This window comes from Arthrobacter sp. SAFR-044, assembly GCF_051965175.1.
Lineage (GTDB): Bacteria > Actinomycetota > Actinomycetes > Actinomycetales > Micrococcaceae > Arthrobacter.
The window spans coordinates 52,849-68,471 of record NZ_JBQCMK010000002.1 but is presented as its reverse complement, the minus strand read 5'-3'; the positions used below and the strand labels follow the sequence as shown (position 1 = coordinate 68,471).

Annotated in this window: 15 protein-coding genes; 7 read left to right on the top strand and 8 right to left on the bottom strand. The window is 66.5% G+C overall.

Annotation, left to right across the window (positions count from 1 at the left end):
• Positions 1-140 precede the first annotated feature (140 nt).
• Entirely contained in the window at positions 141-1,073 is a 933-nt protein-coding gene (locus ACTHQS_RS03040) for a cytochrome b/b6 domain-containing protein (protein ID WP_440165968.1), read from the top strand.
• Positions 1,074-1,116: 43 nt separating this feature from the next.
• Here ACTHQS_RS03040 and ACTHQS_RS03035 read toward each other — a convergent pair whose 3' ends face one another.
• The 3 genes from ACTHQS_RS03035 to ACTHQS_RS03025 form a co-directional block, all read right to left on the bottom strand.
• A complete protein-coding gene (locus ACTHQS_RS03035) occupies positions 1,117-2,544 on the bottom strand; it encodes a cryptochrome/photolyase family protein (RefSeq protein ID WP_440165966.1) in 1,428 nt (475 codons plus the stop codon).
• Between the two features lie 89 nt (positions 2,545-2,633).
• Complete coding sequence (locus ACTHQS_RS03030; protein WP_440165964.1) at positions 2,634-3,422, bottom strand: PspA/IM30 family protein; 789 nt, start codon at positions 3,420-3,422, stop codon at positions 2,634-2,636.
• A gap of 107 nt (positions 3,423-3,529) precedes the next feature.
• Positions 3,530-5,584 carry a TPM domain-containing protein gene (locus ACTHQS_RS03025; protein WP_440165962.1) on the bottom strand — a complete coding sequence of 685 codons (2,055 nt, stop codon included), beginning with the start codon at positions 5,582-5,584 and terminating at the stop codon, positions 3,530-3,532.
• A gap of 282 nt (positions 5,585-5,866) precedes the next feature.
• Between ACTHQS_RS03025 and ACTHQS_RS03020 the strand changes: the two genes are divergently transcribed.
• The 4 genes from ACTHQS_RS03020 (at position 5,867) to ACTHQS_RS03005 (ending at position 10,247) form a co-directional block, all read left to right on the top strand.
• A complete protein-coding gene (locus ACTHQS_RS03020) occupies positions 5,867-7,474 on the top strand; it encodes a S1C family serine protease (protein WP_440165960.1) in 1,608 nt (535 codons plus the stop codon).
• Positions 7,475-7,710: 236 nt separating this feature from the next.
• Positions 7,711-8,502, top strand: a complete 792-nt coding sequence (locus ACTHQS_RS03015; protein ID WP_440165958.1) for an electron transfer flavoprotein subunit beta/FixA family protein — start codon at positions 7,711-7,713, stop codon at positions 8,500-8,502.
• A 13-nt stretch (positions 8,503-8,515) separates the two neighbouring features.
• Positions 8,516-9,463, top strand: coding sequence for an electron transfer flavoprotein subunit alpha/FixB family protein (locus ACTHQS_RS03010; protein ID WP_440165957.1), 948 nt, complete (start codon positions 8,516-8,518; stop codon positions 9,461-9,463).
• 4 nt (positions 9,464-9,467) lie between these two features.
• A complete protein-coding gene (locus ACTHQS_RS03005) occupies positions 9,468-10,247 on the top strand; it encodes a PIG-L deacetylase family protein (RefSeq protein ID WP_440165955.1) in 780 nt (259 codons plus the stop codon).
• Positions 10,248-10,308: 61 nt separating this feature from the next.
• Here the strand turns inward: ACTHQS_RS03005 and ACTHQS_RS03000 are convergent, their stop codons facing one another.
• The 4 genes from ACTHQS_RS03000 to ACTHQS_RS02985 all read right to left on the bottom strand — a co-directional run bounded on the left by ACTHQS_RS03000 (position 10,309) and on the right by ACTHQS_RS02985 (position 13,435).
• Positions 10,309-11,169, bottom strand: coding sequence for an anti-sigma factor domain-containing protein (locus ACTHQS_RS03000; RefSeq protein ID WP_440165953.1), 861 nt, complete (start codon positions 11,167-11,169; stop codon positions 10,309-10,311).
• 10 nt (positions 11,170-11,179) lie between these two features.
• A complete protein-coding gene (locus ACTHQS_RS02995) occupies positions 11,180-11,788 on the bottom strand; it encodes a sigma-70 family RNA polymerase sigma factor (protein WP_440165950.1) in 609 nt (202 codons plus the stop codon).
• A gap of 215 nt (positions 11,789-12,003) precedes the next feature.
• The gene (locus ACTHQS_RS02990) at positions 12,004-12,471 is read right to left on the bottom strand and encodes a tRNA (cytidine(34)-2'-O)-methyltransferase (protein WP_440165949.1); all 468 of its coding nucleotides are present in this window, start codon (positions 12,469-12,471) and stop codon (positions 12,004-12,006) included.
• A gap of 22 nt (positions 12,472-12,493) precedes the next feature.
• Positions 12,494-13,435, bottom strand: coding sequence for a J domain-containing protein (locus ACTHQS_RS02985; RefSeq protein WP_440165947.1), 942 nt, complete (start codon positions 13,433-13,435; stop codon positions 12,494-12,496).
• 189 nt (positions 13,436-13,624) lie between these two features.
• On the opposite strand from ACTHQS_RS02985, the gene ACTHQS_RS02980 reads away from it, so the two are divergent.
• The gene (locus ACTHQS_RS02980; protein ID WP_440165945.1) at positions 13,625-14,326 is read left to right on the top strand and encodes a hypothetical protein; all 702 of its coding nucleotides are present in this window, start codon (positions 13,625-13,627) and stop codon (positions 14,324-14,326) included.
• Positions 14,327-14,431: 105 nt separating this feature from the next.
• Here ACTHQS_RS02980 and ACTHQS_RS02975 read toward each other — a convergent pair whose 3' ends face one another.
• Positions 14,432-14,854, bottom strand: coding sequence for a hypothetical protein (locus tag ACTHQS_RS02975; protein WP_440165943.1), 423 nt, complete (start codon positions 14,852-14,854; stop codon positions 14,432-14,434).
• Between the two features lie 89 nt (positions 14,855-14,943).
• Here ACTHQS_RS02975 and ACTHQS_RS02970 point away from each other — a divergent pair, with 89 nt between their 5' ends.
• A complete protein-coding gene (locus tag ACTHQS_RS02970) occupies positions 14,944-15,609 on the top strand; it encodes a helix-turn-helix transcriptional regulator (RefSeq protein WP_440165941.1) in 666 nt (221 codons plus the stop codon).
• Positions 15,610-15,623 lie beyond the last annotated feature (14 nt).

The following is a 15,623-nucleotide window of genomic DNA, read 5'->3' as shown; positions in this document are numbered from 1 at the left end:
ACTTATGAAGGCCCCGACCGGCAGTTACGCCGGTCGGGGCCTTTCTTTTCCTTGGATGCGCCCAGTTCCTAGTATTCTCTTTCGAAGGGTCCCGCGATCTGTGGGCAGCCCCAAGTCATTCCTGAGAGGTATGTTGTTCGATGGCCACACCCACGAAAAAGCCCGGCTCCGCGACGGGTAAGCGGTCCCGGCTTTATTGGATGGTTCCCGCCGTCCTCGTGGCACTGGTCCTGGTGGTCCTGTTGGCCAAGCTGCTCACGGGGCTGCCGGCCGTGGCATCCTTTGTCGCCGACTACCCGGGCCGGTCCGAACTTCCGGGCAACGCGCCCGTGGGATTCCCCGCATGGCTGGCCTGGCAGCACTTCCTGAACGCGTTCTTCCTGCTCCTGATCATCCGTACCGGGTGGCAGGTACGGACCACCACACGGCCCAGCGGATACTGGACCAGGAACAACAAGGGCCTGATCCGCACCAGGAACGCGCCCACCAAGATCAGCCTTGAGCTCTGGTTCCACCTGACCCTCGATGCCCTCTGGATCCTGAACGGACTCATCTTTGCCGTCCTGCTGTTCGCCACCGGACAGTGGACGCGTATTGTCCCCACCAGCTGGGACATCTTCCCGAATGCGCTATCGGCCGCGCTGCAGTACGCGTCGCTTGACTGGCCCATCGAGGACGGCTGGATCAACTACAACGCATTGCAGCTGCTGGCATACTTCGTGACCGTCTTCATCGCGGCACCGCTGGCGTTCATCACGGGCCTGCGGATGTCCGGTGCCTGGCCCAAGAAGGCAGCGGGCCTCAACAAGGCGTTCCCCATTGAGTGGGCCCGCGCCGTCCACTTCCCGGTAATGGTCTACTTTGTTGCCTTTATCGTGGTCCACGTCTTCCTGGTGCTTGCCACCGGGGCCCTGCGGAACCTGAACCACATGTACGGGGTCCGCGACGACGACGGCTGGTTTGGTTTCTGGGTGTTCGTCGCCTCCGTCGCCGTGATGGTGGCTGCCTGGTTCCTGGCCCGCCCGATCTTCCTGCGGCCCGTCGCCTCCCTGATGGGCAAGGTCAGCCGCTAGGGGCTGCCTGGCCGCTGGGTAGGCGGTCACCGCGCGCAGGCGGTCAGGCGTTCTTGATCTTCTGGTAAGCGTCGAGGGCCCGTTCCCGGGACTCTGGCAGGTCTACGAGCGGCTGGGGGTAGCCGTCGGTTTCCGCTGCCCACGGTTCGTGGATGTCCTTGCCCTTGAGTTCCCGGAGTTCCGGTATGAACGTGCGCAGGTAGCTGCCGTCGGCGTCGAACTTCCTGCTTTGGGTCACCGGGTTGAAGATCCGGTAGTAGGGTGAGGCGTCCGCCCCCGAGCCCGCCACCCACTGCCAGTTGGCGGGGTTGTTGGCGGCGTCGGCATCCACCAGCGTGTCCCAGAACCATGCCTCCCCGATCCGCCAGTCGGTCAGCAGGTTCTTGACCAGGAACGACGCTGCAGCCATCCGCACCCGGTTGTGCATCCAGCCGGTCTGCCACAGCTGCCGCATGCCGGCATCCACCAGGGGGTAGCCGGTGTTTCCCTGCTGCCAGGCGGCGAGCTCCTCCCGGCTGGGGGAGGCCCACTGGAAGTTGTCGAAGGCGGGCCGGAAATTCCGGGTGGCCAGGTCCGGGTTGTGGTACAGCAGGTGCCAGTTGAATTCCCGCCAGCCCAGTTCGGCCCGGTAGGTGCCGACGTCGGAAGGAATCTTGCGGGGATGCCGGCGGCGGATCTCCCGCCACACGCGGAACGGGCTGACCTCGCCGAAGCGGAGATAAGGTGACAGCCGGCTGGTGCCCTCGGTTCCTGGCAGATTCCGGCCGGTGCCGTAGTCCTCGATGGGGCCATCCAGGAAGTCCTCAAGCCGCTCTGCTGCGCCCTTCTCCCCGGGTTTCCACGTGGCAGCCAGTCCACCGCTCCAGCCGGGCTTGGTGGGAAGGAGATTCCAGCTGCTGAGGGTGTCACTGCCCGGCAGGCCCGGCCCGGCAGTGGCAGGCGGGGGCAGCGTGTCGGGCGCCTCGAGCGGGTCACGGATGTCCTGTGAGGCGAGGCAGGCGCGCCAGAAGGGCGAGTAGACCTTGTAAGGCCCGCCTGCCCCGGTCTTCACGGTCCATGGCTCGAAGAGGAGGTTCGCCCGGTAGCTGGATGCCTGGATCCCGTTCGTGCCCGCCCAGTCTTTGACTCCGGCGTCGATGGTCCTTTCCGGTTCCCCGTACCGGCGGTTCCAGAAGAGGTGGCTGGCCCCCGTCTGGCCGGCAAGGTCCCGGATGACTTCGCCGGCGGGGCCACGCCGGAGTACGAGGCGGGATCCCTTGCTGTCGAGGTCGGCGGACAGTGCGGCCAGGGAGTGGTGCAGCCACCAGCGCGCTGCTCCGCCGAGGGGCCGCACGCCGTCGGACTCCTCGTCCAGGATGTAGGCCACCGTCAGGGGCGCACCCCGGCGCGCGGCCTCTGCGAGGGCCGGGTTGTCGTCCAGCCTCAAGTCATCACGCAGCCAGACCAGGGACGAGCCATGGGAAGAATTCATGCCACCACGCTACACACAGGGGACACGGCAATGGCCGGGACCACGGTCCCGGCCATTGCCATAGTCAGCTGGAGGCACGGCTCCGGATCTTAGAGCTTGTCAAAATCCGCCTCATCGACCGCCGACTCGGACGAAGCGGGGCTTGCGGCACCCAGCGCAGGCTTGGAGTTTCCAGCCTTGAGGGCCGCCAGCCGGGCCTCAATCTCCGTCTGCTCGCCCAGGTCCTCCAGCTGGTTGAACTGTGCGTCCAGGCTGGACGCTGCAAGCTCCTGCTGCCCACGGACCTTCGCCTCTTCGCGGCGGATCTTTTCCTCGAAGCGGCCCACCTCGCTGGTGGGATCCATGATGTCGATGCTCTTGATCGCGTCGTGGACCTGGGTCTGCGCCGCTGCCGTCTTGGACCTGGCAACGAGCTCGTTGCGCTTGCTGGTCAGCTGGTTGAGCTTGTTCTTCATCTGGTCCAGGCCGGTCTTCAGCTTGTCCACTACCTCGCGCTGGGAGGCGATGCTCGGCTCTGCACCCTTGGCTTCGCTTTCGGCCGCCATCTGGCGCTGCAGCGCCACCTTGGCCAGGTTGTCGAACTTCTCGGCGTCGGCTACATCGCCGGCGGCCCGGAACTCATCGGCCTTGCGGGAGGCGGCGAGAGCCTTGTTTCCCCAGTCCCGGGCGTTCTTGACGTCTTCGTTGTAGTCGTCTTCCAGCATCCGGAGGTTGCCGATGGTCTGCGCCACGGCGGACTCGGCTTCGGCGATGTTGTTGGTGTAGTCGCGGACCATCTGGTCCAGCATCTTCTGCGGATCTTCGGCGTTGTCCAGCAAGGAGTTGATGTTCGCCTTCGCCAGCTGCGCGATCCGGCCGAAAATGGACTGCTTAACCATGGTGTTTGCCTTTCGTCCTGCTCTGTGTTGACCACTGGAACCGGTGCACAGTGGTGTACTGCGTCTGTCCGCCCGCCGGGATCTTCCGGCGTGTCCGGCGGAAGTCTCTAGAAACTGCCGGAGTCGCCGCCGCCAAAGTCGCCGCCGCCGAAGCCACCGGAGTCTCCACCCCAGCCGCCTCCGCCGCCGCCATCACCCCAGCCGCCTCCGCCGCCGCCCCAGCCGCCGTGACCGCCGTTGAGGATGGAGTTGATCAGGATGCCGCCCAGGATGGCCCCGCCCAGACCGCCGCCGCCCCCGCCGCCGAACATGCCGCCGCGGCCAAAGCCCTGGTTCGCGTAGCCGTCGAAGTGGTCCACGTCGGCCTGGGCCAGCTGTGCGGCCTGCGCCGCGAGGGCGTGGGCCTGCTGCGCATAGGTGAGCGCGGTGACTGGATCCGTGCGGGCGATGGACAGCGCGTAGTCGAGGTTCCGCTGGGACTCCGCGAGCCGGGTGCGTGCCTCGGTGCCCACACCGCCGCGGCGGGCGGTGATGTAGTCGGACGTTGCGCTGATCTGGGCCTGGGCGGACATGATTGTCTGCTGCAGGGACGCCTGTGCGCGCCGGGCCTGTTCCTGCTGGTCGCGGATGCCCGTCAGGGCCTGGTCCAGGGACTGGTGGGCTGTTTCCACCCGCTGAAGGGTGGCGATCGGGTCGATTCTCCCGCCCTGGATTTCGGTCTTGACCTGGGCCAACGCCGCCTCCACCGCGGCTACCGGTCCAGCCAATTCCGCGTGGGCGCCGGACTGGATCATGGCCTTTGCCTGTGCCAGGTCCTGGGACGTGTCCACAACCGCTCCCTCAAGGCCATTGCGGGCCTCGTCGAGGTTGGTGGCGACCTTGGAAATGGCGTCCAGGAGGACGTTGGTTTGGTGCAGGCTTTCCTCAGCCGCGCGGACGGCCACGGCAGCCAGGCTTGCTTCGCCCTCACCGAGCTTCTGCTGTGCCGTCCCGGAGGCGTTCTGCACGAAGGCCAGCCGCTCCTTGGCCTGCACAATGTTGTCCGAAACCTGTGCCAGCGCGCTGTCCGCGTATTTTGACCGCATTTCCTGCAGGGACTGCTCGGCACTGGAGATTTTGCCATCGGCCTCGCGGGCTCCGGCGTTGACGGCTGCCAGGGCCTGGGGAGCGTTCTTCTCCAGCTCGCGCAGGGAGTCGAAGTCCGCCTTCTGCTCCTGGAGCGACTCGAGCGCCGCTTCCGACCGGCGGATGATCTCGCCCAGCCAGGTGCGCTGCTGCTCCTCGGTGTCCGGGATGTGGTCATCGAGCTGCTGCTGCAGCTTGAAGGACTCCGTCATATGGGCCTTCGCTTCAGCCAGGGCCTTGGTGAAGTTCCCGACGGCGGAATCACCGTACTGTGCCTGGGCGAAGCCGAGTTCCTGCTCGCTCGATTTGATGGCGTCATCCGCTTCAATCAGCAGGGAACCGCTCTTCCGGCGGAGTTCCTCCACGCTGAGCGACGCCAGCGGGTCGAGCTCTGCACCCTGCGGGCCGTAGCTTCCGCTGGATGCCGCCTGGCCTGCGGCCTTCTTACGGCGGTTGCGGTAGTACAGGTAGGCGCCGCCTCCTGCGACCACTACGCCAGCACCGACGAGGAGCCCGGCGCCGGCGCCATCACCGGATGAGACGTTGCCGCTGCCGCCGTTGGCGGCGTCACCTACGGCGGAGGCGGTGTCAATGGCGGCCTGGGCGTAGTCCTTCTTGCCGCCTGCGAGGTTGGCGACCACCGCATTCTGGGTGATGTTGGAACGCTTGGCGTAGATGGCACTGGCCGAATTGGGGGAGAAGTAGTACTTGCCCTGATCGGTGGCGATGGCAAGGATGACGTCCGCCTTGCCCATGCCCTTGGTCTTTGCCACAGCCTGGCTCCAGGCCGCAGGGTCAGAGGGGTTGTCGAACGACTTCACCGTGACCACGTACAGGTTGTACTTGTGGTCCTTGAGCAGTTTCTGGATCGCATCCTGGACCTCACCCTTTCGGCCGCCCAGCACGCTGGCGTCGTCAACGATGTTGGTCCCGGACGGGATGGTGACCGGGTCTTCGGCCCAGGCCGCGCCGGCGGGTGCCGCCAACAGCCCGGCAAGGCCGATCACGGCGAGGATACGTTTGAACTTTGACCGCATGTGCAACCCTTCAGCACGCCTGACACCGATTCGGGACGAATCAGTCGTCGAATCCAGCAGCGCCCCCACGCTTGGTGTGAAGCCGCAGGTCGCTGTGGCAATTCATCTTGATTCTATGGTGCACCCCACAACCAGTCCATGCGGCCGAATATGCCGCCAGCGAAACGTGCAGCGGCCACACCTGGCGACCGGTCGGGCGTTCAGGAAGCTCTCAGCAAACATCCGAGCTTGTTCCAGCGGGACGGGCCATAGTTAATGGCAGACAGGATGAAAGGAAGTCCCATGACTGAGAATCAAAGCCCAGGACCGGTCCCGGAGAACAACCAGGGGGGCAGCCGGGGCCCGTGGCAGCAGCCCGGCCCGCAACAGCCCGGCCCCCAGCAGCCCGGAGACCGCCCGGCAGGTACTCAGTATGGGAACGGGGGTGCAACCGGGGGACAGGAACACGTGGACGCCCACAACCACACGGAACGCCTGGACCAGCCGCAGATGCGTGAACACCAGACCCAGGAGTTGCCGGGGGCTCCCCGCCCCGTTTACCCGCAGCGGCAGCCGTTCTACGGTCAGTCCGCACCCTACGGCCAGCAGCCGGACCAGCACGGCCACCCCATGCACGGGGCCGGCCAGGGCGCGCCCAACGGAAGTGTCGGCCTCGCACCGAACCCCAAGGACGCGCCGCGCCGGAAGGCATCCTTTGGCGTGGGCACCTTGGTAGCAAGCATCCTCGCAGCAGGGCTCGTGGGTGGCGGAGTGGCAACGGTTGGCGCCGGTGAAATGTTTGGAAATACCGGGTCCAGCACGTCAGCCGTTGGCAGCAACAACCAGCCCGGCACGGTGATCGTCAACAACAAAGACGATGTCAACGCCATCACGGCAGCGGCCGTGAAGGCCTCGCCGAGCGTTGTCACCATCAGCGCCACCAGCGGCAGCTCCGGGGGCACCGGTTCCGGCATTGTCCTTGACGACCAGGGGCATATCCTGACCAACACGCACGTGGTGACCCTCGACGGCCAGACCGCCAACGCCACCCTTGAAATCCGGACCAGCGATGGAAAGGTCCTCCCCGCGAAGCTGGTGGGCACCGACCCGCTGTCCGACCTCGCCGTCATCAAGGTGGACGACACATCAGGGCTCACCCCCGCCACGCTCGGTGATTCCTCCAAGCTCAATGTTGGCGATACCGCCATCGCCATCGGCTCCCCGCTCGGCCTGACCGGAACGGTCACGGACGGCATTGTGTCCACCCTCAACCGCACCATCAGCGTGGCATCCTCCGCTGCGCCCAAGGGTGGGGACAACAGCCAGGGCGGCGACCAGGGATTCCAGTTCGCCCCTCCGGGCGGCGGCCAGAGCCAGCAGAGCTCAGGCGAGGGTTCCATCGCCATCAACGTGATCCAGACCGACGCCGCCATCAACCCGGGTAACTCCGGTGGCGCCTTGGTGAACAGCAAGGGCGAGATCATCGGTGTGAACGTGGCCATCGCCTCCGCCGGGTCCGGCACCTCCACCTCGCAAAGCGGCAACATCGGCGTTGGGTTCAGCATCCCCATCAACAACGCCAAGCGCGTAGCCCAGGAGATCATCGACAGCGGCAAGGCCTCCCATGGGCAGCTTGGCGTCAGCGTCAAGGCCAAGACCACCTCGGGCGCAGCATCCGAATTCTCGGTGGGGGCTGACGTCGCCACCGTAGAGGCCAATTCGGCGGCAGGAAAGGCCGGCATCAAGGTTGGTGACGTCATCACCAAGTTCAACGACCTCACCATCGGCGAACCGAACCAGCTGACGGCTGCCGTCCGCGAGCAGCCGGCCGGATCCACCGTGAAGATCACGGTCATGCGCAGCGGCAAGGAACAGACGTTCGACGTGACGCTGGGTGCGGCTGCCAGCTAAAGTGCGGCAGCAGTAAAGCCAGGAAATAACGACGGCGACGTCCCCGCCAACGGGGGCGCCGCCGTCGTTCTGTGCTCCCGGGGAAAGCCTGACACAGGCGTTAACGGAACAGGGCGCGGGGACCCGCCGATATGGTTAGCTAGGGTTACCCGCCTGCCGGGCATATTGCGGCCATGTCCCACCCGGCTGGCTGTCCACAAGCATGGAAGGCTGCTGTAGAAACAGTGGAAGAGACATTGAAGATCGTAGTCCTGGTCAAACATGTACCGGACGCCCAGTTCGACCGTCATCTCAACGGGGAGGGCTACACCGCGGACCGCGACGAAAGCATCCTGTCCGAGCTTGACGAGTACGCGCTCGAAGCAGCGCTGCAGCTGGCTGAGGCACGGGGCGGAAGCAAGGCGGGCAACCAGGTCATCGCCCTGAGCATGGGTCCTGCCGGAGCGGTCAACGCGATCAAGAAATCGCTGCAGATGGGTGCCACCGAGGGCGTGCACCTCACGGATGGCGCCCTGGCCGGTTCCGACGCCGCAGCTACCTCGCTGGCGCTCGCGGCCGCCGTCCGCCACCTGGGTGGCGTGGACCTGGTCATCACCGGCATGGCCTCCACCGACGGCGAGACCTCGCTCGTGCCGGCACAGCTTGCGGAGCGGCTCGGGTTGCCGCAGGTGACCTTCGCATCCACGCTCGAGGTCGACGGCGGCAGGCTGACGGCCCGCCGCGACGCCGACACCTCGTCTGAAACGGTGGAGGCGCCGCTGCCCGCCGTGGTGTCCGTGACGGACCAGATCAACGAGCCCCGGTACCCGAATTTCAAGGGCATCATCGCAGCCAAGCGCAAGAGCATCAGCACGTTGTCCCTGGCCGATATCGGCGTTGACCCGGCGCAGGTGGGCTTCGCCGGTTCCTGGACCACCGTGACCAGCGCGGAACAGCGGCCGCCCAGGACCGCAGGCACCATCATCACCGACGAGGGCGACGCCGGCATCAAGCTGGTTGATTTCCTGGCCGCCCAGAAGCTGCTCTAAGAGGGACAACGACATGGCAAGCATACTTGTATTCATCGACAACCCGGGCGCGTCGCTCAAGAAGAGCAGCCTTGAGCTGTTGACCCTGGCGCGTTCCCTGGGCGAGAGCACTGTGGCGCTCAACGGAGAGCTGTCCGACGCCGTCGCTGCCACCTTCGCCGAGTACGGGGTGGGATCCATCCTGCGCCCGGCAACCGAGGATCTGGACGACTTCCTGGTGGCACCCAAGGCTGCCTACCTGGCCGCCGCGGCTGAAAGCACCGGTGCCGGCATCGTGCTCCTGGACAACTCGCCCGAAGGCAAGGAAATCGCGGCGCGGCTGGGCATCCGCCTCAATGCCGGCGTCATTACCGACGTCGTGGCCGTGGACCAGGACGGCACCGCGCACAAGTCCGTCCTGGCCGGCTCCTACACCACCGCCTGCAAGGCCACGACGCCTGTGTCCGTGCTGACCCTCAAGGCCAACAACGTCACCCCGGAACCGGCTCCTGCCGCCACCAGCCCCGGGACCGCCACCGTGGAGGTCCCGGCAGTAGCCGCTGCGGCCCGCATCACCGCCCGGGAACAGAAGGTGGCCAGCGGCCGTCCCGACCTCACCGATGCCCGGATCGTGGTGGCCGGCGGACGCGGCATGGACGGCGACTTCGGTCCCGTCGAGGAACTGGCCGATGCCCTCGGCGCCGCGGTCGGCGCATCGCGTGCCGCCACGGATGCCGGCTGGATCAGCCACGACGCGCAGGTGGGACAGACCGGCAAGACCGTCTCCCCGCAGCTCTACATCTCTGCGGGCATCTCCGGCGCCATCCAGCAGAAAGCCGGCATGCAGACCTCCAAGGTGATTGTCGCGATCAACAAGGATGCCGAATCCCCGGTCTTTGAGATTGCTGATTTCGGGATCATCGGGGACGTGTTCGACGTGCTCCCGCAGGCCGCCGCCGAAATCAAGAAGCGAAAAGGCTGATTCTTTGACTGCCTCCCACGAGCAGGCACAGAGCCCGTTCAACCCGGACATCCACCGGGTTGGGCGGGTGCTCTGTTTTGCGGCCCATCCCGACGACATCGACTTCGGCGCTGCCGGCACCATCGCCGCATGGACGGCGGCAGGCGTGCAGGTCAGTTACTGCATCATGACCGACGGCGACGCCGGCGGCTTCGACCCCGCGCACCGCGCGGACATCATCGCCATGCGCGACGCCGAGCAGCGGCGTGCCGCTGAACTGGTGGGCGTCACCGACATCCACTACCTCCACCAGCGGGACGGATACCTCGAGCCGTCGCAAGAGGTGATGAAAGGCGTGGTGCGGCTGATCCGCGAAGTCCGTCCCGACGTCGTCCTTGCCATGCACCCCGAACGGAACTGGCAGCGGATCCAGAAGAGCCACCCCGACCACCTGGCCGTGGGGGAAGCCGTGACCCGCGCCGTGTATCCGGCACTCGAAAACCCCTTTGCCTACCCTGAACTGGCAGAAGCGGGCCTCGAAGCGTACAAGCTGCCGTGGCTGTGGCTCTACGCCGGTCCCGGGGAACGGGAGAACCACTTCGTGGACGTCACCGCCCAGGTGGAAGCGAAGCTGGCCGCCATCCATGTCCACGTCAGCCAGCACCCTGACGTGGAGGCCATGGAAGCCACCGTCCGCCAGGGCATGCACGTCAACGCCGCCAGGGCCGGCCTCCCCGAGGGGCGCAGCGCGGAGGCCTTCCACGTGGTGGCAATCAACGGACCAGGCACCATCGCGGGTTTCTGAGCCCAACCAAAACGCCCCGTTCCTTCCGGCGAAGGAACGGGGCGTTGGATTAGTGCGGGGGCTATGCGCCCAGTGGGGCCGCGGCCACTGTGGGCAGGGTCGGTGCCTTGGATCCGCCGGCGGGCTCAACAGTGATGCCCAGTGAAGCCGCCGAGTGGATGCCCTGGACCACGGCAGGCTTGGAGAGCGCCTGCTCGTCCATCAGACCCTGCGACACCGGAGCGGAGCCGTCCTTGGGGATCAGCCACATTTGGTAGACCTTGCCGGCCGGAGGCGCGGGCACACCGCTCATCTTAACCACGGCTGCGTCCTCGGACGCTGAGATCAGGAGGGTGGCCTTGCCGCCGCCCGCCACGTTCACCGAAGCCTCGCGCAGGTCATTGGCCCTGGCCACCTGGTTGACGGGGTCGTTCTGGTCAGCCATATAGGCGCCTACGCCAACGCCGCCCAGGGCGATGGCTGCTGCCGCTGCCACCCCCACCAGCCAACGGCGGGTACCGGATGCGCCCCGGCGTTCCTCACGGCGCTTCCGGGCCTGCGCCAGCTCGTCACCCGATCCCTGCAGGGGAGCCGGTGCCGTGCTTCCGGCCGAGGCCTGCGCGCCTCCACCCGTTATTCCGTCCTTGCCCGGGAGTTGGGCGGGAAGCTGGGCAACAATCCGCTGGAACAGGTCCGACGGCGGTTCCTCCTCTGCACGGAACGTGCGGACCAGTGCCTCCCGGGACTGCCGGACACGCTCAAGGAAAGCCCGGCGTTCGGTTTCCGGGGCCGTCGAGATGTAACGGTCGATGGCGTCGCGTTCCTGCTCCGTCACAGCATCCAGGGCGTAGAGTTCAGCAAGGTCGACGGCGCGGCCGGACGCGAGGTCCATGGCCACGGTGTCCCCGAAGGCCCGCGAGCGGCCGTCGCGGCTTTCATCCATTCCGTTCATCTCAACTCACCCCCAGACAGGTCTTCAATCGGATCAGTCCATCGCGGATGCGGGACTTGATAGTGGGCACTGCGGCATTCAGCCGTTCTGCGACTTCCCGGTAGGTGAGGCCGCCGTAGTAGGCCAGGCGCACGGATTCCTGCTGTGTTTCGGTCAGCGTCCCCAGGCAGCGGACCACCGCCTCGGCCTCCAGCCTGCTGCCCACTTCATCGGAAACGGTGTCGTGGTCGATCTCCTGCGTGCTGGCCCCGTACTTGGCTTCCCTGTCCGTGGAGGACTGTGATGACCGGACCTTGTCCACCGCACGGCGATGGGAGATGGTCATCAGCCAGGACAGCGGGCTCCCTGCCTGCGGATCGAACTTCGCGGCGTTCTGCCAGACCTGGAGGAAGACTTCCTGCGTTGTGTCTTCACTGAGTTCGGGATCGATCAGGACGCGGCGCGCCATGCCAAAGACCCTGCGCGATGTTAGTTGGTAGAACTCGGCGAACGCCGCCTGGTCCCCACGGGCGATGGCCGCCAGAAGGGCCGAGAGGCGTTGGCTGAGGTCTGCAGGTGGGTCAGTCACCGCGGCGGAGCCTTCGGAGTTCGGCGCGTTGGGAGTTTCCATTACGTTCAAGCATAAGTCTCCGGGCGCCGGATCCTCAGCAGTGCCGTGCCGGATGCGGTTGTCCGGCCGGGAAGCTGCCTCCAGTAGAGTCACCTGCCGCTCCTAGCTCCGCTTGAATGTCTTCAAGAGCCATTCGGCGCCGCGGGCAGGGTGGATGGGGTGGCCGGCAAGTTTTTTCATCTCGGGGCGGCCTTAGGCCGGCCGCGGGCGGCGTGCTAGATTTTGGCGCCGGCGAAGCCCTGCTGGCGCCACGCCTCATACACTGCAATGGAGGCGGCATTGGCCAGGTTCAGGGACCGGAGGGCCGGCAACATGGGCAGGCGCACCGTGGCGGTCACGTGGGGATCGGTTTTCAGCTCCGGCGGCAGGCCCACCGATTCGCGGCCGAACAGCAGGACGTCTCCGGGCCGGTAGTCGATATCCGTGTAGCTGGTGGTGCCGTCCGAGGTGAACGCGTAGACGCGTTCGGGCTGCAGCTGCTGCCAAGCGTCCCCGATGGTCTCGTGCACGGTGACGACGGCGAGGTCGTGGTAATCGAGCCCTGCCCGGCGCAGTTTTGCGTCCGAGAAGTCGAAGCCCAGGGGTTCCACGAGGTGCAGTTCGGCGCCGGTGATGGCGGCAAGACGGATGGCATTGCCGGTATTGCCGGGGATTTCTGGTTCATGGAAAAGGATGCGGAACACCTCCCCATCCTAGCCACCGCCGTCAGTGCATGCCGCGCAGCAGCCTGGCCAGGACCGGGACGTTCACGGTATTGGGAGCCGGGCCGGATACCAGGAATTCCTTCAGGCCACGCACCATTCCTGCCGCGTTGACGATCTGGACTGTCTCCAGCGCACCTGCGGGGCGGCGGTGGTGGTCGATCACGGGCTCGTGGAGGTTGCCGTCGGGGCTATGCACCACCGTCCATCCCGTGACGTTGAGCTCGGGAAAGATGTCCTGCATGGCCCATACGACGCGGGCCAGCTGCGGGGGTGCCACCGCGCGGCCTCCGTGGTTGAGGGTCCGGCCGTCCCAGGCGTAGGCGCCCTTGGGCAGGAGCATCGAGTTGACCAGGGCGAGCCGGTAGCCGGAAAGGACAGCGTGGTCGATGTGGCTGTTGTCCGCCGGCGACTGCAGGCCGTTGACCAGCCGCGCGGCGGGGATGGCCGGCAGCACCTGCCTGGTCAGCAGCTGCACCGTGCGCATCTCACGCTGGATGCGCGCCTCTGCCCCGAAAATTCCCCGCTTTCTCGGTATCCCGTGCACCTGCTGCCGCGCTTGTGCCAGGGGGATGAGCGGAGCGTCATTTCCCTCATAGGGCGGAACATAGACGGGCGGGTCCCCGGCTGTATTCCTACCGCTGGCCGGCCTGCGGACGGTGGCGGATGCCCTGCTTCCGGCGGCCGGAGCATCAAAGTGGGCGCCGTCGTCGGACGAGGCGTCCCGGAGCGTGCCCGCGCCATAGGAGCGGTCGTAGGCCTTCCTGCGCTGCGGATCGATCAGGGTCTCATAGGCAGCGGTAACGCGGCGGAAGGTTGCGGCGTCACCCCCGTGGTCCGGATGGGCCTTCCTGGCCGCACGCCGGTAGGCCACCTTGATTTCTTTCTCGGTGGCGGTGACGGCCACCCGAAGGACCTGGTAATGGGAGCTGCTGCTCTCGGTCAAGCAATCTTCCTTCTCTTGGTGCGCGGCTTCCCCGTTTCCGGCCGGAAAGTGGAGTGCCCGCCCAGTCTAGCCAGCATGGATGGTGCGCCTGCGGTGACAACGAACGTCCCGGGCCTGCGGGTTCCCGGGAGCCCGGAGTCTAGACTCGTGCCTGCGCGGCGGAACACCGGCTGAAGGGGATGCAACGGAGTGGAGAAGAAAATGCCGACGACGGCGGGACGGGCCGGCAAGACATGGCGCCGGGGAGTGCCACTCGTGGTTGGCTGCCTGGGCGCCGTGCTCCTGGGCGGATGCAGTGTGGACGTGCGGGATCCTTCCGTCACCGCAGCTCCCGCCGGTACTCCGGTGGTGGCCACGCCAACCATCACTCCCGGCCACGATGCCGCGGCGGTGGCGGGCCGGGATATGCCCTTCGCTGCCGGTGGCGATCTGGCTCCAGGGGTGCCCGTGGGAATCTCGGATGACCTCAAAGGCGCGCCGGGCTGGAAGCTGGTGAAGGACAACGTGGCCGGTGCCAGCCAGTATGCCAAGGCCGATGGCTGCATGGTTGCCGCAAGGGCCAGCACCGGCCAGGCAGCGCTGGTCCGCGGAGACGACCGGGAGTCCACCGTTGCCCTGTTCCAGTACCTTGACGCAACCGTCCAGCCCTCCTACTTGAAGACGGCAACCCTGCAGTGGGGCGGCAGCCCGGATGCTCCCGGCCGGCACGTGGAAGTGCTGGCCCTGGAGCAGGCGGCTCCCGGCGGACGGTCCGTCGCGGTGCTGGCAAGGGTCTTTGGTGCTGCCGGTTCATCGGCTTACGTCTCAGTGTCCTGCCCGGATGCGGCAACACTGGGCGCGGCCCGCCAGGACGTGGTCCGCTACCTGCCCTTGGTGCCGCCGTCTGCCTGAGTCCTGCCAGGTCCTGGAACACCAAAACCGCCGGCGGCTGGAGGGCTCAGCTGCCGGCGGAGATGTTTGGCCGCGGTGTCCACGCGCCCGGTAGTGCCCGTGGAATCACGCGGTGGTTCGGGCCGTTCCCACTGACAGCCGGTTGAGGGCCAGGGCACCCACCAGCAGACCGAAGTCACGCAGTGCGACGTCGTAGAAGCTTCCCAGCAGGAGCAGGTTGACGATGATTCCGGCCAGCCACGCGGCCACGATCAGCGAACCGTATTTTGGCCGTACTGCCACCGCCACGCCTGCAATGATTTCCACGACTCCCACGATGTACATGAAGGTCTGGGGCTGCAGCGGCACGATGGCCGTGGCCTGGGGGGCAAGGTAGACGGTCCAGTGCGTAAGGATATTGGTGAATTTGTCCAGTCCGAAGAGGATCGGTGCGACCGTGAATACGGTCCGCAGCAGCAGGAACGCCTGCCGTGCCGGCGGCACGGTGGCTGGTGCATGCTGGGCCCGCATTGCCGATGCTGATTTCATGGTGTTCTCCTTCTAAAAGTAGGTATGCCAATTTTAGAGACGGCCGAGGTCTATAATCAATAGATCTTGACTTTGGAATTGGAGGCATCATGTACCGACTTCCCTGGGCGGACAGGATTGCTGCCGTTGCGTCGCTGACCGACGCCAAGAGGCTGCAGCTGTTTGAACTGGTCGCTGCTTCGCCCCGGCCCGTGGGGCGCGACGAGGTGGCCGAGGCCGCCGGTATGGCGCGCAGCACCGTTTCCTTCCATCTGGACAGGCTGGTCCAGGACGGGCTGCTGGCGGTGGAGTTCCACAAGCCTGCGGGCAGGACGGGGCCGGGGTCCGGACGCCCCGCCAAGATGTACCGGCCAGTGGGGAGCGAAGTGGGAGCATCCGTGCCGGACCGGAATTACGACCTCGCCGGGGAGCTGATGGCTGCGGCGATTGAGGCCACCCAGGCCGACGGTGCGCCGGTGGGGGAATCGTTGCGCGCCGTCGCTTTCCGGAAAGGCCGGGAACTGGCAGAAGGTTCCGAAGGCCTGGAAGAGTTCCTGGCGGAAGCGGGCTATCAGCCGGAGCCCGACGGGGATGGCGGCTACCTGCTCGCCAACTGCCCCTTCCACCGGCTCTCCCGGGACCATACGGCAGTGGTGTGCGACATGAACGGCGCCTTCCTGCGAGGGGCGGCGGTTGGCTGCGGCGGCCCGGAAGACCGGGTCGTCCCTGCTGCCGGGCCCGGCCACTGCTGCGCGAGGATTACGGCCGGGAGCTGACGGCTCCGCGCCGT